The sequence below is a fragment of the Bradyrhizobium sp. LLZ17 genome (assembly GCF_041200145.1).
Classification (GTDB): domain Bacteria; phylum Pseudomonadota; class Alphaproteobacteria; order Rhizobiales; family Xanthobacteraceae; genus Bradyrhizobium.
In genome coordinates this window covers 2,450,155-2,472,613 of the sequence record NZ_CP165734.1, presented here as the reverse complement: position 1 = coordinate 2,472,613, position 22,459 = coordinate 2,450,155, and the positions used below count along the sequence as shown (strand labels likewise).

16 protein-coding genes and 2 pseudogenes are annotated in these 22,459 nt (G+C 63.9%); 10 read left to right on the top strand and 8 right to left on the bottom strand.

Features of this window, described 5'->3' with window-relative positions; translation table 11 throughout:
- Nucleotides 1-31: 31 nt before the first annotated feature.
- From AB8Z38_RS12230 to AB8Z38_RS12215, 4 genes and pseudogenes are all read left to right on the top strand, one after another.
- A pseudogene (locus AB8Z38_RS12230) lies at nt 32-1,723 on the top strand (methyl-accepting chemotaxis protein).
- Between the two features lie 242 nt (nt 1,724-1,965).
- Nucleotides 1,966-5,145: an efflux RND transporter permease subunit gene (locus AB8Z38_RS12225; protein ID WP_369725339.1), complete on the top strand. Its 3,180-nt coding sequence runs from the start codon at nt 1,966-1,968 to the stop codon at nt 5,143-5,145.
- On the top strand, nt 5,132-6,328 hold the full coding sequence (locus AB8Z38_RS12220; RefSeq protein ID WP_369725337.1) for an efflux RND transporter periplasmic adaptor subunit: 1,197 nt from the start codon (nt 5,132-5,134) through the stop codon (nt 6,326-6,328). The genes AB8Z38_RS12225 and AB8Z38_RS12220 overlap by 14 nt, the downstream gene beginning before the upstream one ends.
- A 130-nt stretch (nt 6,329-6,458) precedes the next feature.
- Nucleotides 6,459-7,623, top strand: a pseudogene (locus AB8Z38_RS12215) (IS4 family transposase).
- Nucleotides 7,624-7,818: 195 nt separating this feature from the next.
- On the opposite strand, the gene AB8Z38_RS12210 reads toward AB8Z38_RS12215, so the two are convergent.
- Both AB8Z38_RS12210 and AB8Z38_RS12205 read right to left on the bottom strand, forming a co-directional pair.
- Nucleotides 7,819-9,336: an acetyl-CoA acetyltransferase gene (locus AB8Z38_RS12210; protein ID WP_369725335.1), complete on the bottom strand. Its 1,518-nt coding sequence runs from the start codon at nt 9,334-9,336 to the stop codon at nt 7,819-7,821.
- 110 nt (nt 9,337-9,446) lie between these two features.
- Nucleotides 9,447-10,580: a nitronate monooxygenase gene (locus AB8Z38_RS12205; RefSeq protein WP_369725333.1), complete on the bottom strand. Its 1,134-nt coding sequence runs from the start codon at nt 10,578-10,580 to the stop codon at nt 9,447-9,449.
- 274 nt (nt 10,581-10,854) lie between these two features.
- On the opposite strand from AB8Z38_RS12205, the gene yghU reads away from it, so the two are divergent.
- On the top strand, nt 10,855-11,736 hold the full coding sequence (gene yghU / locus AB8Z38_RS12200; RefSeq protein WP_369725331.1) for a glutathione-dependent disulfide-bond oxidoreductase: 882 nt from the start codon (nt 10,855-10,857) through the stop codon (nt 11,734-11,736).
- Nucleotides 11,737-11,875: 139 nt separating this feature from the next.
- Here the strand turns inward: yghU and AB8Z38_RS12195 are convergent, their stop codons facing one another.
- The 3 genes from AB8Z38_RS12195 to AB8Z38_RS12185 form a co-directional block, all read right to left on the bottom strand.
- Entirely contained in the window at nt 11,876-13,150 is a 1,275-nt protein-coding gene (locus tag AB8Z38_RS12195) for an acyl-CoA dehydrogenase family protein (protein WP_369725329.1), read from the bottom strand.
- A 275-nt stretch (nt 13,151-13,425) separates the two neighbouring features.
- Complete coding sequence (locus AB8Z38_RS12190) at nt 13,426-13,806, bottom strand: VOC family protein (RefSeq protein ID WP_369725327.1); 381 nt, start codon at nt 13,804-13,806, stop codon at nt 13,426-13,428.
- 107 nt (nt 13,807-13,913) lie between these two features.
- Nucleotides 13,914-14,693, bottom strand: a complete 780-nt coding sequence (locus AB8Z38_RS12185) for an SDR family NAD(P)-dependent oxidoreductase (RefSeq protein WP_369725326.1) — start codon at nt 14,691-14,693, stop codon at nt 13,914-13,916.
- On the opposite strand from AB8Z38_RS12185, the gene AB8Z38_RS12180 reads away from it, so the two are divergent.
- Genes AB8Z38_RS12180 through AB8Z38_RS12165 form a run of 4 tightly spaced genes read left to right on the top strand, consistent with a single transcriptional unit; the run spans nt 14,692 to nt 17,005 of the window.
- Entirely contained in the window at nt 14,692-14,832 is a 141-nt protein-coding gene (locus AB8Z38_RS12180) for a hypothetical protein (RefSeq protein ID WP_369725324.1), read from the top strand. The two genes, AB8Z38_RS12185 and AB8Z38_RS12180, sit on opposite strands and share 2 nt — an antisense overlap.
- A 26-nt stretch (nt 14,833-14,858) precedes the next feature.
- Nucleotides 14,859-15,647, top strand: a complete 789-nt coding sequence (locus AB8Z38_RS12175; RefSeq protein WP_369725322.1) for an enoyl-CoA hydratase/isomerase — start codon at nt 14,859-14,861, stop codon at nt 15,645-15,647.
- Entirely contained in the window at nt 15,644-16,630 is a 987-nt protein-coding gene (locus AB8Z38_RS12170; RefSeq protein WP_369725320.1) for a phosphotransferase family protein, read from the top strand. Before AB8Z38_RS12175 ends, AB8Z38_RS12170 begins: the two co-directional genes overlap by 4 nt.
- Before the next feature lie 3 nt (nt 16,631-16,633).
- Complete coding sequence (locus tag AB8Z38_RS12165) at nt 16,634-17,005, top strand: DUF6285 domain-containing protein (protein WP_369725318.1); 372 nt, start codon at nt 16,634-16,636, stop codon at nt 17,003-17,005.
- Between the two features lie 216 nt (nt 17,006-17,221).
- On the opposite strand, the gene AB8Z38_RS12160 is transcribed toward AB8Z38_RS12165, so the two are convergent.
- Nucleotides 17,222-18,001 carry an enoyl-CoA hydratase-related protein gene (locus tag AB8Z38_RS12160; protein WP_369725317.1) on the bottom strand — a complete coding sequence of 260 codons (780 nt, stop codon included), beginning with the start codon at nt 17,999-18,001 and terminating at the stop codon, nt 17,222-17,224.
- Between the two features lie 211 nt (nt 18,002-18,212).
- On the opposite strand from AB8Z38_RS12160, the gene AB8Z38_RS12155 reads away from it, so the two are divergent.
- Entirely contained in the window at nt 18,213-19,487 is a 1,275-nt protein-coding gene (locus AB8Z38_RS12155) for an acyl-CoA dehydrogenase family protein (RefSeq protein ID WP_369725315.1), read from the top strand.
- Nucleotides 19,488-19,652: 165 nt separating this feature from the next.
- Here AB8Z38_RS12155 and AB8Z38_RS12150 read toward each other — a convergent pair whose 3' ends face one another.
- Together AB8Z38_RS12150 and AB8Z38_RS12145 are read right to left on the bottom strand one after the other, a co-directional pair.
- Nucleotides 19,653-21,233, bottom strand: coding sequence for a fatty acid--CoA ligase (locus tag AB8Z38_RS12150; RefSeq protein WP_369725314.1), 1,581 nt, complete (start codon nt 21,231-21,233; stop codon nt 19,653-19,655).
- Between the two features lie 275 nt (nt 21,234-21,508).
- On the bottom strand, nt 21,509-22,381 hold the full coding sequence (locus AB8Z38_RS12145; protein ID WP_369725312.1) for an SDR family oxidoreductase: 873 nt from the start codon (nt 22,379-22,381) through the stop codon (nt 21,509-21,511).
- Nucleotides 22,382-22,459: the final 78 nt, after the last annotated feature.

Below are 22,459 nucleotides of genomic sequence, written 5' to 3'. Positions count from 1 at the left end.
GCGCAACTGCGCCCAGCAAAGAGACCCGATTATGTTCGCCTCCCTCTCCATCCGCGCCAAGATCATCAGTGTCGTGGCGTTCCTGCTGGTCGCGATGACCGGCATGGGCCTGCTCGCCGTCATGAAGATGCGGTCGATGAACGCCAATACGACTGAGATCACCAAAAATTGGATGCCGAGTGTCCGGGTTCTGGGCGAGATCCGGGCGGGTGTCATTACCTACCGCAATGTGGTCCGCCAGCACATGCTGTCCGAAACCCTTGAAGACAAGCTCGCCAACGAAAAGACTGCCGGCACCGTGATCGAGGCGCTCGCCAAGGCTCGCAAGAGCTACGAGCCGATGGTCACCTCCGCCGAGGAGCGGGCGCTGTACAACGAATGAGCCAAGCTCTGGGACCAGTACAAGCAGGGCACGGACGAGGTCTTTGCGCTGTCGCGGAAGGAGGCCGGCAAGGTCCCGCATGACGCGCAGGAGCTGAACACCAAGACGGTCAACAAGATCGGCCTTGCGTCGGATGAGGTCCTGACCAAGGACATCGATCTCAACACCAGAGGCGGCGATCAGGCCGCTCAGGACGCCGCCGACAGTTACTTCTACGCCTTCATGCTGGTTTTGGTCATCCTTGGTGCCGCCGTCGTCATCGGCATGGCCGTCAGCTTCTATGTGGTTCAGGCCGTCTCCAGCGGCATCAATTCGATCATTCAGCCGATGCAGGCGCTCGGACGGGGCGACCTGAGCGCCGAAGTCCTGCACCGCGGCGAGAAGACCGAGATTGGCGCGATGGCCGATGTGCTCCAGGTCTTCAAGGAGGAGCTGATCGCCAAGAAGGCGGCGGACGAAGCCGCCGCGCACGACGCCGAAGCCAAGATCGAACGCGGCCGCCGCGTCGACAACGTCACCCGCGAATTCGAGACGATGATCGGCGAGATCGTCCAGACCGTGTCGTCGGCCTCGACCCAGCTCGAATCCTCCGCCTCGACCCTGACCTCGACGGCCGATCGCTCGCAGCGGCTGGCGACCACCGTTGCCGCGGCCTCGGAAGAGGCCTCGACCAACGTGCAGTCGGTAGCCTCAGCCACCGAAGAGATGGCCTCCTCGGTCGGCGAGATCAGCCGTCAGGTGCAGGAATCGGCGCGGATGGCGGGCGAGGCGGTCGGCCAGGCCCGCGCCACCACCGAACGGGTCAGCGAGTTGTCGAAGGCGGCCTCGCGCATCGGCGATGTCGTCGAGCTGATCAACACCATCGCCGGCCAGACCAACCTGCTGGCACTGAACGCGACCATCGAGGCAGCGCGCGCCGGTGAAGCCGGCCGTGGCTTCGCGGTGGTTGCCTCCGAAGTGAAGGCGCTTGCCGAACAGACCGCGAAGGCCACCGGCGAGATCGGCCAGCAGATCTCAGGGATCCAGGCGGCGACCAACGATTCGGTCGGCGCGATCAAGGAGATCTCTTCGACCATCGAGCGCCTGTCGGAAATCTCCTCGGCGATCGCGGCCGCGGTGGAAGAGCAGGGTGCAGCGACCCAGGAAATCGCCCGCAACGTGCAGCAGGCGGCGCAGGGTACCCAGCAGGTGTCCTCCAACATCACCGACGTGCAGCGCGGCGCGACCGAGACCGGCACGGCATCCTCGCAGGTGCTCTCGGCGGCGCAGATGCTGTCCAACGACAGCACGCGACTGAAGACCGAGGTCAGCAAGTTCCTGACCAACGTCCGCGCGGCGTAGACGGAACGCGAAAATTGCAACGAGCGGTCCTCTTTGAGCACCGCTCGTTTGCGTTGGCGGCAGCCCCGTAATGTTGCGGGGGCCGGCTGCATGGCTGCGATGCCACTTTCGCAGTGCGGTAGCAGGGAATTGAAGTCAGTTAAGCAGCTGGAGATTGGTGTTTCGGTCGCTGCTCCGGTAAACGGAAGGGGATCCCCGCGGGGGCGGATTCCCTATCCTCGCTTGACCCGGTTACCTGACGAATGATTGCTCTGGTCCGTATTGCCCTGAGCCGACCCTATACGTTTGTCGTGCTCGCGCTCCTGCTCCTGATCATCGGGCCGCTGGCGGCGCTGCGGACGCCGACCGACATTTTCCCGGACATCCGCATCCCCGTGATCGGCGTGGTTTGGCAGTATACTGGTCTGCCACCGGACCAGATGTCCGGCCGCATCACCACGCCGTTCCAGCGGGCGTTGACGACCACGGTCAACGACATCGAGCACATCACCGCCAATTCCTATAACGGCTTTGGCATCATCAAGATCTTCTTCCAGCCCAATGTCGACATCCGCACCGCCAACGCGCAGGTCACCGCGATCTCGCAGACGCTGATCAAGCAAATGCCGCCCGGCGCGACGCCGCCTCTGATCCTGAACTACTCTGCCTCCACCGTGCCGATCGTCCAGGTGGCGCTGTCGGGCGATGGCCTGACGGAGCAAAACCTCGCCGACATCGGCATCAACCAGCTCCGCACCCCGCTCGTCACCGTGCCGGGTGCTGCTATCCCGTATCCATTCGGCGGCAAGCAGCGTCAGATCCAGATCGACCTCGATCCGACCGCGCTCCAGGCCCGCGGGCTGTCCGGCCAGGACGTCGCCAATGCGCTTGCCGCGCAGAACCTGATCACGCCGGTCGGCACCCAGAAGATCGGCACCTTCGAGTACAGCATCCAGCTCAACAATTCGCCGCTCAAGATCGACGAGCTCGGTGATCTGCCGATCAAGACCGTCAACGGCGCGATGGTCTATGTGCGCGACGTCGCGACCGTGCGCGACGGCAATCCGCCGCAGACCAACATCGTCCATGTCGACGGCAACCGCTCGGTGCTGATGATGGTGCTGAAGGCGGGCGCGACCTCGACCCTCGATATCATCGCTGGCATCAAGCAGAAGGTGATCGACGTCAAGGACCAGCTCCCGGATGCGTTGAAGATCGGCTTCATCGGCGACCAGTCGGTGTTCGTGCGCGGCGCGATCGAGGGTGTCGCGTTCGAGGGCGTGATCGCCGCGCTGCTCACCAGCGTCATGATCCTGCTGTTCCTCGGCAGCTGGCGCTCGACCGTCATCATCGCGGTCTCGATCCCGCTTTCCGTGCTCGGCGCCATCATCATGCTGTCGGCGATCGGCGAGACGCTGAACATCATGACGCTCGGCGGCCTTGCGCTAGCCGTCGGCATTCTCGTCGATGACGCCACCGTGACAATCGAGAACATCAATTACCATCTGGAGCAGGGCAAACCGGTCGAGCAATCGATCCTCGACGGCGCCAACCAAATCGTGACCCCGGCGTTCGTCTCCCTGCTGTGTATCTGCATCGTGTTCGTGCCGATGTTCTTCCTCACCGGCGTCGCGCGCTTCCTGTTCGTGCCGATGGCTGAAGCCGTGATGTTCGCGATGATCTGGTCATTCCTGCTGTCGCGCACGCTGGTGCCGACCATGGCCAATTATCTGTTGCAGCCGCATGTGCACCACGAGGGCGCGCCGCCGACGTCGCGCAATCCTTTGGTCTGGTTCCAGCGCGGCTTCGAAGCACGCTTCGAACGCATTCGTGGCGGTTATCACAACTTTCTCGGGCTTGCGCTGGCGCATCGCGCGGTATTCGTGATCGGCTTCCTCTGCGTGGTCGGCGCGTCCTTCGCGCTGGTGCCGTATCTCGGCCGCAACTTCTTTCCCGCGGTCGACGCCGGCAACATCCTGATGCATGTCCGCACCCAGGTCGGCACCCGCGTCGAGGAGACCGCGAACCAACTCGCGGACGTGCAGAAGGCGATCCGCAAGCTGATCCCCGGCGAGATCGACACGCTGACCGACAACATCGGCATGCCGATCTCCGGCATCAATATGACTTACAACAACACCGGCGTGATCGGCCCCCAGGACGGCGACATCCAGATCAAGCTCAGGGAAGGCCATAAGCCGACCGAGGAACACGTGCGCGTGTTGCGTGAGCAGTTGCCGCGGTTGTTCCCGGGCGTCAGCTTCGCCTTCCTCCCGGCCGACATCGTCAGCCAGATCCTGAATTTTGGTGCGCCGGCGCCGATCGACCTGCAAATCCGCGGCGCCAACGCGGAAGCCAACTTTGCTTACGCCAACAGGCTGCTGGCCAAGGTCCGGCGCATTCCCGGCGTCGCCGACGCGCGCATCCAGCAGTCGCCCAACAATCCGACCTTCAACATCGACGTCGACCGCACCCGCGCGCAATATGTCGGCCTGACCGAGCGCGACGTCACCAACAGCCTCGTGGTGAACCTTGCTGGCTCGTCACAGGTGGCGCCGACCTACTTCCTCAATCCGGACAACGGCGTGTCCTACTCGATCGTGATGCAGACGCCGCAATACCAGATCGACTCGCTCAGCGCGCTCCAGACTCTGCCGATCACGGCAGCGGGTAATTCGCAGTCACCGATCCTTGGCGGTATCGCCGACATCAAGCGTTCGAGATCGAGCGCCGTGGTGTCGCAATACGACATCCAGACGCTGGTGCAGATTTTCGCGACGACACAGGGCCGCGATCTCGGTGCGGTCGCAACCGAGATCCGCCAGGTAATCGCAGACAGCGCCAAGGAGGTGCCGAAGGGATCTTCGGTGGTGCTGCTCGGCCAGGTGCAGACCATGAACAGCGCCTTCACTGGCCTGCTGTTCGGCCTGCTGGGCGCCATCGTGCTGATCTACTTTCTGATCGTCGTGAACTTCCAGTCCTGGTCCGATCCGTTCGTGATCATCACGGCGCTGCCGGCCGCGCTCGCCGGCATCGTCTGGATGCTGTTCACGACCCAGACCACGCTGTCGGTGCCGGCGCTCACCGGCGCCATCATGTGCATGGGGGTCGCCACCGCCAACAGCGTGCTCGTAATCTCGTTCGCCCGCGAGCGCTACGAGGAGCTCGGCGATCCCGTCGCCGCGGCGCTTGAAGCTGGCTTCGTCCGGTTCCGTCCCGTGCTGATGACAGCGCTCGCCATGATCATCGGCATGGCGCCGATGGCCCTGGGCCTCGGCGAGGGCGGCGAGCAGAACGCGCCGCTTGGCCGGGCCGTGATCGGCGGCCTGATCTTTGCGACTTTCGCCACGCTGATGTTTGTTCCCGTCGTGTTCAGCATGGTACACAAGAAGGTAGGCGCCAAAGCCGCCGCCCCAACGGAGACCGCGCATGTCGCCCAGTGAATCCCGCCCGCCGATGTCGCGACGGAAACTGAGCATTTTCGGCGTGGTGGCGCTCATTGCGGCAGGCCTCGTGGTCGGCACCGGCATCCGTGCTCGCGAGGAGCAGGGCTCCAAGCTGAAGGAATGGACCGACGACCAGGCCGTTCCGAGCGTCGCGGTGACCCTGCCCCAGGCCAAGGCTCTCAATTCCACCATCGACCTGCCGGGTCGGCTCGAGGCTTATTACCGCGCCCCCATCTTCGCGCGCGTCTCCGGCTACCTCAAAAGGTGGAGCGTCGACATCGGCGCCCGCGTCAAGGCCGGCCAGGTGATTGCCGAGATCGAGGCGCCCGATCTCGACCAGCAACTCTTGCAGGCCCGCGCCGATCTCGCCAGCCAGCAGGCCAGCGCAAGGCTGTCGGAGGCAACGCTGAACCGCCGCAAGACGCTGGTCGCCTCCAACTTCGTCTCGGCGCAGGAGATCGACGAGCGCACCGCCGATCTCTCCAACAAGAACGCCGCCGTGCATTCGGGGCAGGCCAACGTCGAGCGGCTGGAGGCGCTGGCCGGTTACAAGAAGATCACCGTGCCGTTCGACGGCGTCGTCACCGCGCGCGACACCGATGTCGGCGCGTTGATCAACGCCGGCGGCGGCTCGGGCCCGGCGATGTTCGTGGTCTCCGACATCACCAAGCTGCGCGTCTACGTCAACGTTCCCCAGAACTACGTGCCGGCGATCAAGATCGGCGCCAAGGCCACGATGGTGATGCCGGAATATCCGTACCGCACCTTCCAGGCGACGGTGGAAGCCTCGTCCCAGGCGGTCGACGTCGCCTCCGGCACCACGCGCATGCAGCTCGGGCTGGACAATTCCAGCGGCGAGTTGATGCCCGGCGGCTATGCCAGCGTGAAGCTCAATTTGCAGCGCGACACCGCGCCGCTGAGCATTCCCGCGAGCGCCCTGATCTTCAACGGCAGCGGCCTGCGCGTCGCGACCGTCGGCGCGGACGACAAGGTGCAGTTCAAAACCGTGACCATCGCGCGCGATCTCGGTAAGGAGATCGAGCTTGCCTCGGGGATTACGGCTGACGACCGCGTCGTTACCGCCCCGCCTGACGGCCTCTCCGCTGGGGACCAGGTCCGTGTGGTCGGCGCCGGTGCCAAGCCGGCAACGGCGTCGGAGAAGCAGGCGCCGAAGGGCTAGGTTTTCTTCACCTCGCCCCGCTTGCGGCAGGGCTGTCCGGGGAATGATTCACTATGCCGCAGCGCATGCCCGGCGAATCCAGCGTGAAGCGGATACTTTCTGGTTGTCGAGACTCAGAAAGGGGCCGGGCATGCGCTGCGTAAATAGCATCTTTGGGGAGCTCCTCAAACCGATCGATCGGCGGCAATTTCGCGGGATTGTGGAGAAGCACGACGGCGACGCCTACGACAAGTCCTTCAAAAGCTGGGATCATTTGGTGACGCTCGTCGGAGCCCAGCTGGGCCAGACGATGAGTCTGCGCGCGGTCGAAGGCGCCTTCAATGCCAACTCCCATCAGCATTATCATCTGGACGTAGGCAGGATTGCTCGCTCGACGCTTTCGGATGCGAATGCGCGACGCCCGGTTGGCGTTTTTGCCGAGACCTTCGCCATGCTGGCGGAGAAGGCTGATCGACATACGCGGGTGGAGGGAGCCGAGATGGTTCGGCTGATCGACTCGAGCCCGGTTCCGTTGGGCAAGATGTGCAAATGGGCCGAATGGAATGGTCGTATCCGCGGCATGAAGATGCACACGGTCTACGAACCGGACGGCAAGTGTCCCCGCTGCGTCGGGATTACGCCGGCGACTGTCAATGACGTCGAGATCGGCCGCCAAACCGGCCTCGAAGCCGGCGTGACTTACGTGTTCGACAAGGGTTACTACCATTTCGGCTGGTGGAAGAAGATCAATGATACCGGGGCTTTCTTTGTCACGCGCACCAAGGTGAGCACGCGCTTGCGCAAGACGAAGTCCCGGTATGTCCGCAAGACCCTCGGCGACGGTTTCAAAATCATCGACGATGCCAACGTCGTGCTTGCCAGCAGAGGCGACTCCATACTTCCGATCCCATTGCGGCGCATCAAGGTCAGGCGTGACAAAGGTGGAATGATCACGCTCATCACCAACGATCTCCAACGCACGGCAATCGAGATTGCGGCGCTTTATAAGAGCCGCTGGCAGATCGAGCTTCTGTTCCGCTGGATCAAGCAGCATCTTAATCTTCGTAAGTTCATGGCAAAAAACGACAACGCTATTCGCCTGCAAATCCTCGCCGCGATGATCGCCTATTTGCTCCTGCGCCTTGCGCGGCGTCTGAACTCCTTGAGGATGCTGGATTTGCGCTTCGCCGAGTTGGTCTGCCAACGCCTGTTCATGCGAAGTCCCATCGCAAAAATCGACAGACTCTCCGCCGGTCAACCCGAGCAAGCCGAAGCCCAGATTTTCTTCCGATCAACTGGGCTTCTGCTATGAGTGATTTTTCCCCGGACAGTCCTGCGCTTGCGGGGAGAGGTCGATCGCGAAGCGATCGGGTGAGGGGGCTCTCCGCGAGTCCAACTCTTACGGTATTGAGTCTTGTAGGGTGGGCAAAGGCGCCCTTGCGCCGTGCCCACCAATCTTTCCGGATCACATAGAGATGGTGGGCACGCTTCGCTTTGCCCACCCTACGAGATCAAGCCACCCGCCACTCGGGTACGCCATCCGCAGCCATCATGATCTCGCCGAGCGAGCCGACCGGCGTGCGATCCATGTTCAAGAGATGCGCTAGCGTCGTGCCGTCGCTCGCCGGGATCCGCGCCAGCGTGCGGCGATCATCTGCGATGCGCAGCATGACCACGCCGTGCTCGACATCGCCGCTGCGGCCATAGAGCACCGTGAAGCTCTCCACCTTGCCCTTGCCACTTGCGTCCGTGACGAACTCCGGCACCGCGCGCTTGTTGCTATCGGCCTGCGCCTGCACGCTCGTCTCCTGCGCCAGCGCCTCGCGCGGCGGCAGCTTCGATAGCACCAGCGCGTGATGCTTGGTGACGAAGCCGCCCTGGCCGTAGAGCAGGCCGAGCTTTGCCCCCTCGCGAAGACTGCGCACCATCGCGCAAGCCGCATGCGTCATATAGGTGTTGAGCGGCGCGCCGAAGAAGGTGAGCCCACCGGTCACCGTCGGCTGCACCTCGGCGCCGAGACCCAGCGTCCGCCGCGCCATCTTGGGCACGCAGGGGAAGCAGCTATAGAGCTCGATCGCGTCGAATTTGTTGCCGTCGCCGCCGGCCAGGTCCATCACGGCTTTCAGCACCGCGTTCTGCGGATGGCTTTCGTAAAACTGGTCGCGCAGCAAATAGTCGCGTGGCTCCTCTGCCGCGGCGCCTCCGAGCGGATAGACCAGCTTGTCTTCCGCAATGCCGGCCGCGCGCGCCCTGGCAAGGCTAGTGAGCAACAGCGCGCCGCCCATGTTGACCATGGGGTTGGCCACCATCAGCTTGGTGTAGGGCCACGCGATCAAGCGATTGTCGGCGGTCGCCGTCGTGATCTCGTCGGGCGCAAAGCGCCGTTGCAGCCAGGCATTGGGATTTTGCGCCGCGGCCTCGGAGTAGCGCGACCACAGCGTCCCCGATTCCGCCATGGCCTCGCGCGGGGTCTGCCCCCAATGCGCCGAGGATGCGGCTTCGTAGAACGGATAGACGGTGACGGGCCGGAACACCCCAAGCTTCACAGCCAGCGGTTTCTGGAATGCCGCGCCGCGCTTCGGCTCCTCGACGTCATGAGCGAACGGCGTCCATGGCAGCTTTGCCCCGGCGCGCTCCGCCTTGGTCGCGGTCGATTGGGCCTCCGCGCCGCACACCGCGGCCACGCTGCATTCGCCGCGCGCGATGCGCTGCGCCGCCTCGTGGATGTAGCGGATCGGGCTCTCGCCGCCGACCGGGCCGTAATAACAATATGAAGGCGCGACGCCGAGACGCTGCGCCAACAGCTTCTCGGGGTCGCGATAGCGCCAGCTCAGGAAGTTGACGACGTCGAGCGACTGAACCTCGTCGAGCAGCTTTACCCCGGCATCGGCTTCGGCGCGCCGCAATGCTCGTTCGAGCAGATCGAGCGGCTCGAGGCCTGCGGTGATTTCCTTGGGGCGGTCGACGATCTCGCCGATGCCGACGATGACGGGAATGCGGTGTTCGGGGATAGTGGTCTTGTCGCTCATGGCCTCAATTCACGTTGTTTCGTCATTGCGAGCGTAGCGAAGCAATCCAGACTGTCTCCGCGGAAAGAGTCTGGATTGCTTCGCTTTGCTCGCAATGATGGCGTAAGCGCCTAATCCGCCACCAGCGCATTCATGTGCTCGACGGCTTCGGCAAAATCTTCCTTGAACTCCTGCACCACGGCGCCGGCCGATTTCACGCTGTCGATCAGGCCAACGCCCTGGCCGACGAAATAGCTGACGAGATCGCGCGCCCTCGCATTGCCGCTCGCCGCCGCGCGGTCGATCGAGATGAAGGCATCGCGGCTGATGATGCTCTGTAGCGGCATCGGCAGCGCGCCCGGGCTTTCCGGCGCGCGGTCCCAGGCGTCGGTCCAGACCGAGCGGAGCTGACGGGCCGGCTTTCCGGTGCGGCCCTTCGAGCGGATCGCGTCGCGTGAGGATGCCGCGATCATCTTCTCGCGAAAAACCTCGGTGGTCTCGGCCTCGACGGTGGCGAGCCACACCGAGCCGGTCCAGGCGCCGGCCGCACCCATCGCCATGCAGGCCGCCATCTGCCGTCCCGTCATGATGCCGCCGGCCGCCAGTACCGGCACGTCACGGATCGGCTTGATTGCCTTGATCACCTCCGGCACCAGCACCATGGTCGAGACTTCGCCGCAATGGCCGCCGGCTTCGGTGCCCTGCACGACGAGGATGTCGACGCCGGCCGCGACCTGGCGCAGCGCATGCTCCTTGGCGCCGACGAGCGCCGCCACCGGCACGCCGTGTTTCTTGCCCATGTCGATCATCGCCTTCGGCGGCACGCCGAGCGCATTCGCGATCAGCCGGATCGGATGACGGAACGAGACTTCCAGAAGCTCCAGCGCGGTTTTCCCATCGAACGGCTGCGGCTCGTTATCGGGAACGCTCGTCGTCGTCAGCTCGATGTCGTACTTGTTCAGGATGCTGCGCGTGTAGTCGCGATGCGCCTGCGGCACGCGCGCCTCGAGGCTCTTCCAGGTGACGTCCTTCTCGCCGGCGGTCGAGATGTTTTCGGGGATCAGCACGTCGATGCCGTAGGGCTTGCCGTCGACGTGCTCGTCGATCCATTTCAGCTCATGCTCGAGAGTCTCCGGCGTGTGCACGGTGGCACCTAACACGCCAAAGCCGCCGGCGCGGCTGACCGCGGCAACGACATCGCGACAATGGCTGAAGGCGAGCAGCGGGAACTCGATACCCAGCATGTCGCAGATCGGCGATTTCATGGCTCTCTCCCGGCGGCCTTCGCTCTCTTTGCTTTCGCGGGCGAAGCGGCGGCGACGCTAACTGATCATCCCCGGCGATGCCATGCCGGATTCCCCCGCTGTTCTTGCGTGCAGGCGTCGTCAACGGGAAGCCATTCCGTCGTGCCGCGCGGGCTCTAGGCGGATCGCATGACGCCGGCCTGAGGCCCGCGCCGGACGCAGAGCCGCCAGGGCTTGCCATTGGCGGTTCGCGGGCTAATTAATGCAGACGCATCTTTCCGCCGGAGCCCTTCGCATGACCGACGCCCCCGCCTACGTGCCGCCCAAGGTCTGGACCTGGAACAAGGAGAATGGCGGACAGTTCGCCAGCATCAACCGGCCGATCGCCGGCCCCACGCACGACAAGGAGTTGCCGGTCGGCAAGCATCCCTTCCAGCTCTATTCGCTGGCGACGCCGAACGGGGTGAAGGTCACGGTGATGCTGGAGGAGCTTTTGGCGCTCGGCCACAAGGGTGCCGAATACGATGCCTGGCTGATCAGGATCGGCAATGGCGATCAGTTCGGCAGCGGCTTTGTCGATATCAACCCCAACTCGAAAATCCCGGCGCTGGTGGACCGCTCGGGCCCGGAGCCGATCCGGGTGTTCGAATCCGGCTCGATCCTGTTCTACCTCGCGGAAAAGTTCGGCGCCTTCCTGCCGAAGGACGTCAAGGCCCGCGCCGAGGCGATGTCCTGGCTGTTCTGGCAGATGGGCAGCGCGCCCTATCTCGGCGGCGGCTTCGGCCATTTCTACGCCTATGCCCCGACCAAGATCGAATACGCCATCGACCGCTTCGCGATGGAGACCAAGCGCCAGCTCGATGTGCTCGACCGGCGCCTCGCGAAAAACGAATATCTGGCGGGCAGCGAGTACACGATCGCCGATATGGCAGTGTGGCCGTGGTACGGCGCCCTCGCCAAGGGGCTGGTCTACGGCGCCGGCGAATTTTTGTCGGTGCAGGACTACAAGAACGTGCAGCGCTGGACCGATGAGATCGCCAAGCGCCCGGCCGTGAAGCGCGGTCGCATGGTCAACCGCGTCTCCGGCGATCCCGCAAGCCAGCTCCACGAGCGGCATGATGCAAGCGATTTCGAGACCAAGACGCAGGACAAGATCGAAGCAGCGAAGACGGCGTGAGCCTATTCGCTGATGTCGTAGGGTGGGCAAAGCGAAGCGTGCCCACCACTTCTTGCGATACTGCGATGGTGGGCACGGCGCGCGAAGAGCGCGCCTTTGCCCACCCTACGGCTCTTCCCGAGCGGGAAGAGGCGAGACCCTACGCCATGCTCAGTTCGTGGCGTCCCACCACCATCCAGTGCACTTCATCCGGACCATCCGCAAAGCGCAGATGGCGAACGTCCTGGTACATCTCGGCGAGCGGGGTCCAGTGCGAGATGCCGGTGGCGCCGTGCATCTGGATCGCCTGGTCGATGATCTTGCAGGCGCGCTCCGGCACCATCGCCTTGACCATTGAAACCCAGACGCGGGCCTCCTTGTTGCCGAGCACGTCCATTGCCTTGGCCGCCTTCAACACCATCAGCCGCATCGCCTCGATCTCGCAGCGCGCCTGCGCGATGATCTGCATGTTGCCGCCGAGATGGGCGATCTTCTTGCCGAAGGCTTCGCGGGTGAGGCCACGCTGCACCATCAAGTCGAGCGCCTTCTCGGCCTTGCCGATGGTGCGCATGCAGTGATGGATGCGGCCGGGCCCTAGCCGAAGCTGTGAGATCTCGAAGCCGCGGCCTTCGCCGAGCAGCATATTCTCCTTCGGCACCCGCACATTGTTGAAGCGCATGTGCATATGGCCGCGCGGCGCGTGATCCTGCCCGAACACGTACATCGGGCCGAGCACTTCCACGCCGGGGGTGTCGCGCGGCACCAGGATCTGCGATTGCTGCTTGCTGGGCGCTGCGTCCGGATTGGTCTTCACCATGACGATGAGGATCTTGCAGCGGGGGTCGCCAACGCCCGAGATGTAATATTTCTCGCCGTTGATGACCCATTCGTCGCCGACGAGCTTCGCGCTCGTCGAGATGTTCTTGGCATCGGAGGAGGCGACGTTCGGCTCGGTCATGACATAGGCCGAACGAATCTCGCCGTTGAGCAGCGGCTTCAGCCACTTCTCCTTTTGCTCCTTGGTGCCGACACGCTCGAGCACCTCCATGTTGCCGGTGTCGGGCGCCGAGCAGTTCATGCTCTCGGACGCGAGCGGGCTCTTGCCGAGCTCGGAGGCGATATAGGCGTAATCGAGATTTTTCAGGCCCTGTCCGGTCTCGTCGTCGGGCAGGAAGAAGTTCCAAAGACCTTCCTGCTTGGCCTTGTTCTTGGCCTTTTCCAGCACCTCGAGCTGCTTCGGCGTAAAGCTCCAGCGGTCCTCTTTGGTCTCCCCCGCCTTGGCGAACTCGATCGACATCGGCTCGACCGTATCGCGGATGAACTTCTTCACATGATCGTACAGCGGCCGGACCTGGTCCGACATGCGGAGGTCATTGAGCTCGTCGCCCGGATTGAGGGTGTAGTTGGTGGTGCGGGGTATGTAGGTGTGTTTCATTGTTGTTCCTCCCGGGGTCGCTGAGACGGTGTTGGCCGAGAGAATAGTCGCAGCGCGGCCAAAGCGCGAGCGTGCTTTTTCCAACGCGAGCCATGCCATCTCATGGAATATCGCGGGCGTTTGAAATGTTGTTTGAACAGGGCTGCATTCTCACTGTCATCGCCCGACTTGATCGGGCGATCCAGTACTCCGAGGCGCTTGTAATCTAGTGAGAAGCCGCGGAGTACTGGATGCCCCGGTCAAGCCGGGGCATGACAGCGGTGGTTGTGGCTAGCCTAGTTCGCCATCCGATGCATTGCGCAGATCTTGTTGCCGTCGAGGTCGCGCAGATAAGCAAGGTAGAGCTTGTTCCCTGCGCCCTCGCGGATGCCGGGCGGATTCTCGATCGGCACTCCGCCGGCGGCGAGCCCCGCCGCATGCCATGCATCGACCTGTTCCGGCGAGTTGGCGGCAAAGCCGATGGTGCCGCCATTCGCGCACGTCGCCGGCTCGCCATTGATCGGCTTCGTCACCGAGAATATGCCGGTCTTGGTGATGTAGAAGATGCGATGGCCGTCGACCCTGGCCGGCCGCACCTCGAGCGTGCTCAGCAAATTGTCGTAGAATGCCTTGGCCTTGTCGAGATCGTTGGTGCCGATCATCACGTGTGAAAACATCTGCCCTGTCCCCTCATCTTGTAGCCCGGATGGAGCGCAGCGTAATCCGGGTGTTGTTTGCTGTTGGCGGTCCCGGATTGCGCTGCGCTCCATCCGGGCTACGAGAATCAAAACGCGGCATAGCCGCCGTCGATCACAAACGTATCAGCCGTGTGATACGACGACGCCTTGCTCATCAGATACACGGCGATGCCGCCGAAATCGCTGGCCTCGCCGAAGCGCCGCGCCGGAATCCGTGGCATCACGTTGGCGACGAATTTGTCGTTGGCCATGAGGCCGGCGGTCATGTCGCTCTTGATCCAGCCGGGCAGGATGGCGTTCGCAGTGACACCGTGACGGGCGAGCTCGACGGCGAGCGCGCGCACCAGCGCGTTGATGGCGGCCTTGGTCGCTGCGTAGTGCTCGTTGCGGGCGGTGCCGAAGATCGAGGCCAGGCTCGAGGTCGCGACTAGCCGGCCGAACGGATCGCCGGCATTGGCGCGTTCGGTCATGTGCCTTGCAGCGGCCTGGAACGCGTGGAACACGCCGTCGAGATTGGTGGCAAACATCGTGCGCCATTCTTCCTCGGTGCGCTCGATGAAGGAACGCCGTCCGCCGCCGCCGATGCCGGCATTGGCGAAGCATCCATCGACCCGGCCGAACGTATCGAGCGTCGCCTTCATGGCCGCGTCGACGGAAGCGGGATCGGCCACGTCGCAAAGGCGGCTGTCGACCTTGCCGGGCAGGCCCGTCATGCTCGCCACTGCGGCCTTGTTCTTCTCCGCATTGCGGCCCCAGATCGAGACATTGCAGCCCTGGCGCGCGAGCGCCTGCGCAATGCCGAGCCCGATACCGCCATTGCCGCCAGTGATCACGGCAACGCGGCCGGTGAGGTCGAAAATGGACATGGCGCGTTTCCTGTTCTTGGTTTGCGTCGCATCAGCCGCTGCGCGCAAGATTGCTTGCTATGCTCTGATCACCATGGACAAGACCGCGCCAAAAATCAAATATGCGCCCCAGCAAACAAATTCCGGTCTGCGAAACTGACGCAGGCTGCAACTGACGAGGAAACGATGCAGTTCAAACACGTCACGCTCGAATTCGACGGACCGGTGGCCGTGCTCAAGCTCGATCATCAGGAGGTCATGAATGCGGTCTCGATGGACATGCTGGGCGGACTGTCCGATGCGCTCGACGCGATCGAAGAGAAGAAAGAGGAGGTGCGCTGCGTCCTGCTGACCGGGGCCGGGCGCGCGTTCTGCACCGGCGCGAATCTCCAGGGCCGCAACAACCAGTCGAAGAAGACCAAGGCCGGGTTGGCGCTGGAGACCGGCTTTCACCCGTTTCTGCGGCGCATCCGCAACCTGCATTGTCCGATCGTCACCGCAGTCAACGGCCCGGCCGCAGGCGCCGGCATGAGCTTCGCGCTGCTTGGTGACATGATCCTGTGCGCGCGCTCGTCCTATTTCCTGCAAGCCTTCCGCCGCATCGGCCTGGTGCCGGATTGCGGTTCGACCTGGCTGTTGCCGCGGATGATCGGCAAGGCGCGCTCGATCGAATTGTCGCTGATGGGCGAGCGCCTGCCGGCCGAAAAGGCGCTGGAATGGGGGCTCGTCAACCGCGTCTATGATGACGCTGCGCTGATGGAGGAGGCCATGAAGCTCGCGCATGATCTTGCCAACGGCCCGACGGTCGCGCTGTCCCTGATCCGGAAGCTTTACTGGGACAGTCCGGAAAACTCCTTCGAAGATCAGCTCAATCTGGAATTCCAGTCTCAGCTGCGTGCCGGCGACACACAGGACTTTCGTGAAGGCGTCGGTGCGTTTCTGGAGAAGCGCCCGGCGCAGTTCAAAGGCAAATGATCGAGGCGGCGCTTTCCCGCAGTGTTGCTCGCTGGTGCCCGGGCGCGACGGGCGTCGCGGCTACCGCAAGACTGTCGGGCGGTGCCAGCCAGGAAACCTGGCGTTTCGACATCATGCATCCCGATGGGCCGATCGGTGCGATCCTGCGCCGCTCGCCGAAAGGCTATGGCGCGGCGCCGACGCGAGCAGCGGGCCTGGCTGCCGAAGCTGCTCTGATGCAGCTCGCCTATGATGCCGGCGTTCCGTCGCCGCGCGTCATGCAGGTGTTGACGGCCGAAGATGATCTCGGCACCGGCTTCATCATGCAGCGGGTCGAGGGCGAGACCATCGCGCGCAAGATCCTGCGCGATGACGAGTTCGCCGCGGCGCGGCCGCTTTTGGCCCGGCAGATCGGCGGCGTGCTCGCGGGCGTGCACACGCTGCCGCTGACGAAACTGCCCGAGCTGCGGCGCATGACCGCGGCGAAGGAGATCGCTGAGTTCGAGCGCGACTATCGCAGCTTGAATTGGCCCAAGCCGGTGTTCGAGCTGGCGCTGCGCTGGCTGCGCGATCACGATCCCGGTCCGGCTGCCGAGGGGACGCTGGTCCACGGCGATTTCCGCAACGGCAACCTCATCATTGGCGCGGACGGCGTTCGTGCGGTGCTGGACTGGGAGCTCGCCCATCTCGGCGACCCCATGGAGGATCTCGGCTGGGTTTGTGTCAACTCCTGGCGGTTCGGCGAGATCGACAAGCCCGTCGGCGGCTTTGGCTCACGCGAGGATATGTTCGCCGGCTACGAGGCCGCCGGCCGCAAGGTCGATCCGTCGCGCGTAAGATTCTGGGAAGTGATGGGGACGTTGCGCTGGGGCATCATGTGTGGCGGCATGATGCAGCGGTTTCGCGAGGGCCCCGACCATTCCATGGAGCGCGCGATGATCGGCCGCCGCGCGTCCGAAACCGAGATCGATCTGTTGCGACTGCTCGCGCCGCGCGGAGGGTGAAACATGCAGGACGAACCGACACCTGGCGAGCTGACCAAAACGGTTGCGGATTTTCTCCGCAACGACATCACGCCGCTGATCTCCGGCCACCAGGCCTTCAAGCTGCGCGTCGCCATCAACATCCTGGACCTCGTGACGCGGCAATTGACCCTGGAGGAGGGCAGCGATGCGAGGGAGGTGGAGCGGCTGCGTGCGCTGCTGGGGACGGGCGGTACGGTGGCCGAGCTGAACCGCGCACTTGCCGAGCGCATCGCCAAGGGCGAGGTCGATCTCGCAATGCCAGGCCTTGCCGAGCATCTGTGGGCGACCACGATGGACAAGCTCGCGGTCGACCAGCCGAACTACGCCTCGTACAAGCGCGAGCTCGGGCGGTAGGCGGCTTTGTAGCCCCGGATGGAGCGAAGCGTAATCCGGGACGATCGCGCGAAAGATGCAGTTGCCCCGGATTGCGCTTCGCTCCATCCGGGCTACACGTCAGTCCCTCGCAACTGTCATTGCGAGGAGCCCTTGCGACGAAGCAATCCAGGGTATTGCCGCGGAGACAGTCTGGATTGCTTCGCTGCGCTCGCAATGACGAGGGGAGACACCTTCCTACTTCCCCGCCCAGTTCGGCGGCCGCTTCTCCGAAAACGCCTTCGGGCCCTCGATGTAATCCTGCGAGGCCACCATCGCCTTCACCGCCGGATAGTCCCTCTGCTCCGCGATCGCCTGCTCGAGCGACACGCCGAGCCCTTTCTGAATGGTCTGCTTCGACGCGCGGATCGACATCGGCGAGTTCTTGGTGATCATCTCGGCCCAGCGCAATGCGCCCGTGAGCGCTTCGCCCTGCGGCACCACTTCGTTGACGAAGCCGAGCTCAAAACCTTCCTTGGCGCTGACATGACGCGCGGTGAGGATCATGCCCATGGCGCGCTTCAAACCAATCTGCCGCGGCAGGCGGTGCAGACCGCCGGCGAGCGCGGCAAGACCGACGCGCGGCTCGGGCAGCGCGAAGGTCGCATTCTCGGACGCAATGATCAGGTCGCAGGCGAGCGCAATCTCGAAGCCGCCGCCCATCGCGACGCCGTTGACGGCGGCGATGATCGGCTTGTCGCAGTCGAAGCGCGCGGTGAGGCCGGCAAAGCCGCCCTTGTCCCAGCCGCGTTTTCCCCCGGCCGCCTGCCACTTCAAATCGTTGCCGGCGCAGAACGCCTTGTCGCCGGCGCCGGTGACGACCGCGACCCATTGCGCAGGGTCCGCGGAGAAATCGTCAAACACTCTTTGGAGCTCGAAATGCGCATCGGTGTGCAGCGCGTTGTACACCTCGGGCCGCGACAGCGTGACGATCGTGATCGGCCCCTTGCGGTCCACCTTCGAAAATTTCAGCTCCATGGTCGCTCCCGCATTTTCTCGTGAAGGCATATTGACGCCATACTAGCGCGCGTCAGCGCTGCAACACCATCGAATTGCGCAATGCGCCTTGCGTGCTTCGCGCGCCTCGGATTGCTTGACTTGCGCACGCTCTTCTCACCTTAATCGCGCGAAGCAGACGCGCCGCATAGCGCCTTAACGCAAAACGATAAAATCGTTCCGGGAGAGACTCGTGGATTTCTCATTGCCTGCCGATCTCGTCGCCTATCTCGGGGAGCTCGACCGTTTCATCGACCGCGAGATCAAGCCGCTGGAACAGGCCGACGACAACATCCGTTTCTTCGACCATCGCCGCGAATGGGCGCGCACCGATTTCGAGAACGGCGGCTTGCCGCGCCACGAATGGGAAGCGCTGCTGCGCAGGGCCAAGGATCTCGCGGACGCTGCCGGGCACCTGCGCTTTCCTGTGCCGAAGCAATATGGCGGCAAGGACGGCTCCAACCTCTGGATGGCCGTGATCCGCGAGCATTTTGCCGCAAAAGGCCTCGGCCTGCACAACGATCTCCAGAACGAGCACTCCATCGTCGGCAATTTCCCGGTCGCCACCATGCTCGACCGCTACGGGCGTGACGACCAGAAGGCGATGATCGACGGCTCGATCAAGGGCAAGTACCGCATTACGTTTGGATTGACCGAGCCGCATCACGGCTCGGACGCCACCCACATGGAGACGCGCGCGGTGCCGGCGACCCGCGACAACGTCAAGGGCTGGGTCATCAACGGTGAGAAGATGTGGACCACCGGCATGCACGTCGCCACGCATTGCGCGCTGTTCGCGCGCACCAGCGGCAATGACGGCGATGCCCGCGGCATTACCTGTTTCCTGGTGCCGGCCAAGAGTCACGGCGTGAAGATCGAAGAGTATATGTGGACCTTCAACATGCCGACCGATCATCCCCGCGTCAGTTTTACCGACGTGTTCGTGGCGGAGGATGCGCTGTTCGGCGAGGTCGGCCGTGGCCTGTCGCTGGCGCAATGTTTCGTCCACCAGAACCGCATCCGCCAGGCGGCGAGCTCGCTCGGCGCCGCCGTCTACTGCATCGACGAAAGCGTCAAATACGCCCGCGCGCGAAAGCCGTTCGGCAAGGCGCTCGCCGAGAACCAGGCGATCCAGTTCCCGCTGGTGGAGCTTGCGACGCAGGCCGAGATGCTGCGGCTCCTGATCCGCAAGACCGCCTGGGAAATGGACAAGCTCAACGAGGAGCAGATCGAGCGCACGCTCTCCGACCGCGTCTCGATGTGCAACTACTGGGCAAACCGCCTCGCTTGCGAATCCGCCGACCGCGCCATGCAGGTCCATGGCGGCATGGGTTACTCACGCCACAAGCCGTTCGAGCACATCTACCGCCATCACCGCCGCTATCGCATCACGGAGGGCAGCGAGGAAATCCAGATGCGCAAGGTGGCGGGATTCTTGTTTGGGTATATGGGGCCGGGGAAGCATTAGGGTGTTACGCGCGGTCTCTCCCCCGGGGTCGTCCCGGCGAAGGCCGGGACCCATAACCCCAGGGAGGGGTTTGGGCTGAGCTGGTAGTTGCCAGCCTTCGCCAAACTGCGTTCGGTGGTTATGGGTCCCGGCCTTCGCCGGGACGACGATGTGGCTGGAGTGGCGCTAATTCACCCTTCGGTCCTTCCCCGCCCAATACGGCTCGCGCAACTGCCGCCGCAAAATCTTGCCTGACGGATTGCGCGGCAGCGCCGGCAGAAACTCCACGCTCTTCGGCGTCTTGAAGCCGGCGATGCGCTCGCGGGTGAAGTTGATGATGTCGGTTGCGGTTGCCTGCCTGCCGGGCTTCATCACCACGACGGCCTTCACCGCCTCGCCCCACTTGTCGTCGGGGACGCCGATCACGGCGGCCTCCGCCACGTCAGGATGATCGCACAGCGCGCTCTCGACCTCGGCCGGGTAGATGTTCTCGCCGCCGGAGATGATCATGTCCTTGATGCGGTCGTGGATGTAGAGGTAGCCGTCCTCGTCCAGGTAACCGGCATCGCCGGTGCGCAGCCAGCCGTCGGCGCGCAGCGTCGCGGCGGTCGCCTCCGGCAGGTTCCAGTATCCGGCCATGTTCGAGCCCGAGCGCGTCGCGATCTCCCCGACCTGACGCGGCGGCAGCGGTGTGCCGTCGACATCGAGGATCGCGATCTCGACGCCCGGCAGCGCCTTGCCGGCCGAGCGCATCCGCTCCAGCCCCTCGACGTGATCCTCCGGCGGCAGTGCGACGATGGTGCCGGTGGTCTCGGTCATGCCGTACATCTGCACGAAGCCGCATTTAAAAATTTCGATGCATTCCTTCAGCAGCGCAGCGGGAATGGGCGAGGCGCCGTACAGCATGTATTTCAGCCGCGAGAAATCGACCGTCTTCGCGCGCGGCTGCCGCACCACGAACTGCATCGCCGCCGGCACCATGAACAGCTTTGTGATGCCGGACTGCTCGAAGAAATCGAGCACCTTGGTCGGATCGAACTCGCGCGCGATCACGCCGCGGGCGCCGTGATAGAGGCCCATGACGCCCCAGCCGGAGCCGCCGATGTGGAAGATCGGCATCGCCACGAGCGACACATCGTCGGTCGACCACCGATTCCACTCCGGCTTGTCCTCCGCGTTGCCGGTCTGCACCAGGTTGAGGAAGTTCGCATGCGACAGCATGGCGCCTTTCGGCTTGCCGGTGGTGCCTGATGTATAGAGCTGGATCGCGATGTCCCGGGTGTCGATCGGCACTTTCGGGTCGTCGCCGCTCTGCGCGTCACGCCAGGCGGCAAAATCTTGCCATTCCGGAGCGCCGCCTTCAGTGGTGATGACGGCGCGCACGCTCGGCAGCTTGTCCTTGATCTGACGGACGAGTGCGATGAACTCCGGTCCCACGAACAGCACCGGTGCCTTGCAGTCGCTGACGATGAAGGCGACCTCGGGCCCGGCGAGCCGCCAGTTCACCGGCGCCATCACCGCGCCGGCCTTCATCGCGCCCATCAGCAGCTCGAAATAGATGTCGCTGTTCTTGCCGAGATAGGCGATGCGTTCGCCCTTCGTTACACCCATCGCGATCAGTGCGCTGGCGACCTTGTTGGTGTTGACGTGGAATTCGGCAAAGCTGGTGATGCGGCCCTCGAACTCAAAGGCAATGGCGTTGCCGCGGCTGTTCGCGCGCTCGCGCACCATCTCGGCGAGGTCAGCCAATGGCTGTGAGCTGGACATGTCTCTCCCGTGACGTCTGTTGTTATGCCGCAGAGTGTGGCGTCATCCGCGGGTGAAGACAAGATGGTGGAGGGGGGCGTCTCTCTCACGCGTCGTCCCGGCGAAGGCCGGGACCCATAGCCACAAGACGCAATTTGGCGAAGACCGGTCATGGCCAATCTTCGCCAAACTACATTCGGTGGGTATGGGTCCCGGCCCCCGTGCGCAATTGCGCACTAGGCCGGGACGACGACGGAGTGTGGAGCGACGTCTTCACGCCTTACGTTGCAAAGAGACTATCCCCGCTTCGCCCGGTCCTTCTCGTTCTGCGCCATGATGCTCTCGCGGGCGGTTTTCCAGTCGTCGTCGCTCCAGTCGCGGAGCTGGTAGAAATTGCCGCCCATGGCCAGCGCCTGGGCGCCGTCCATGGCGATGGTCTCGCCGGAGATCCAGTCGCAGCCGCCGGAAACCAGGAACACGGCAACGTTCTGCAACTCCTCCATCGTCCCGACGCGGCCCATCGGGTTCATCGCCTTGGTGCGCGCGCCGGCCTCGTCGCCCGGCTTGATGCGCTTGCTCATGCCCTCGGTCGGGATTTCGCCCGGCGCGATCGTGTTCAGCCGGATGCCGTATCGGCCCCATTCGGCTGCGAGCGACATCGTCATCGCGTGGATCGCCGACTTGCTCATCGCCGACGGCACCACATAGGGCGAGCCGTTGCGCACCCAGGTCGTGGTGATCGAGACGACGTTGCCGGGCTGCTTCGCTGCGATCCAGCGCTTGCCCACCGCATGCGTGACGTAAAACGTACCGTGCATGACGATGTTGGCGACGGCATCGAAACCGCGCGGCGAAAGCTCCTCGCTGCGCGAGATGAAATTGCCGGCGGCATTGTTGATGAGGTCGGTCAGCGGCGCCTCGCGAAAAATGTTGTCGACCATCTCGTCCACCGCGAGTGCGTTGCGGATGTCGACGCCGTGGCTGGTGACCCGGCCGCCATACTCATCCATCAGCTCGGTCGCGGTCTCGTCGCAGACGATCTTGCGCCGGCCGCAGATGTGCACCTCGGCGCCGAGCTGAAGAAAGCGCGCCGCCATTGCCTTGCCGAGCCCGGTGCCGCCGCCGGTGACCAGGATGTTGCGGCCGGCCAGAAGATTTTCCTTGAACATGGCTGTTTCCTCCGCAGGCATTGTCAGTTAATTGGTCGATTGACTAAATCCGGCCGCCGTCTTCCTGTAAAGCGGCAC

Bases quoted from the DNA above. Each gene is read 5' to 3' on its own strand.
- AB8Z38_RS12170 (WP_369725320.1), top strand. From the start codon at position 15,644: ATGATCGAGGCGGCGCTTTCCCGCAGTGTTGCTCGCTGGTGCCCGGGC.
- AB8Z38_RS12150 (WP_369725314.1), bottom strand. From the start codon at position 21,233: ATGTCCAGCTCACAGCCATTGGCTGACCTCGCCGAGATGGTGCGCGAG.
- yghU (WP_369725331.1), top strand. From the start codon at position 10,855: ATGACCGACGCCCCCGCCTACGTGCCGCCCAAGGTCTGGACCTGGAAC.
- AB8Z38_RS12210 (WP_369725335.1), bottom strand. From the start codon at position 9,336: ATGAGCGACAAGACCACTATCCCCGAACACCGCATTCCCGTCATCGTC.
- AB8Z38_RS12225 (WP_369725339.1), top strand. From the start codon at position 1,966: ATGATTGCTCTGGTCCGTATTGCCCTGAGCCGACCCTATACGTTTGTC.
- AB8Z38_RS12195 (WP_369725329.1), bottom strand. From the start codon at position 13,150: ATGAAACACACCTACATACCCCGCACCACCAACTACACCCTCAATCCG.
- AB8Z38_RS12165 (WP_369725318.1), top strand. From the start codon at position 16,634: ATGCAGGACGAACCGACACCTGGCGAGCTGACCAAAACGGTTGCGGAT.
- AB8Z38_RS12160 (WP_369725317.1), bottom strand. From the start codon at position 18,001: ATGGAGCTGAAATTTTCGAAGGTGGACCGCAAGGGGCCGATCACGATC.
- AB8Z38_RS12145 (WP_369725312.1), bottom strand. From the start codon at position 22,381: ATGTTCAAGGAAAATCTTCTGGCCGGCCGCAACATCCTGGTCACCGGC.
- AB8Z38_RS12185 (WP_369725326.1), bottom strand. From the start codon at position 14,693: ATGTCCATTTTCGACCTCACCGGCCGCGTTGCCGTGATCACTGGCGGC.
- AB8Z38_RS12220 (WP_369725337.1), top strand. From the start codon at position 5,132: ATGTCGCCCAGTGAATCCCGCCCGCCGATGTCGCGACGGAAACTGAGC.
- AB8Z38_RS12190 (WP_369725327.1), bottom strand. From the start codon at position 13,806: ATGTTTTCACACGTGATGATCGGCACCAACGATCTCGACAAGGCCAAG.
- AB8Z38_RS12205 (WP_369725333.1), bottom strand. From the start codon at position 10,580: ATGAAATCGCCGATCTGCGACATGCTGGGTATCGAGTTCCCGCTGCTC.
- AB8Z38_RS12175 (WP_369725322.1), top strand. From the start codon at position 14,859: ATGCAGTTCAAACACGTCACGCTCGAATTCGACGGACCGGTGGCCGTG.
- AB8Z38_RS12180 (WP_369725324.1), top strand. From the start codon at position 14,692: ATGGCGCGTTTCCTGTTCTTGGTTTGCGTCGCATCAGCCGCTGCGCGC.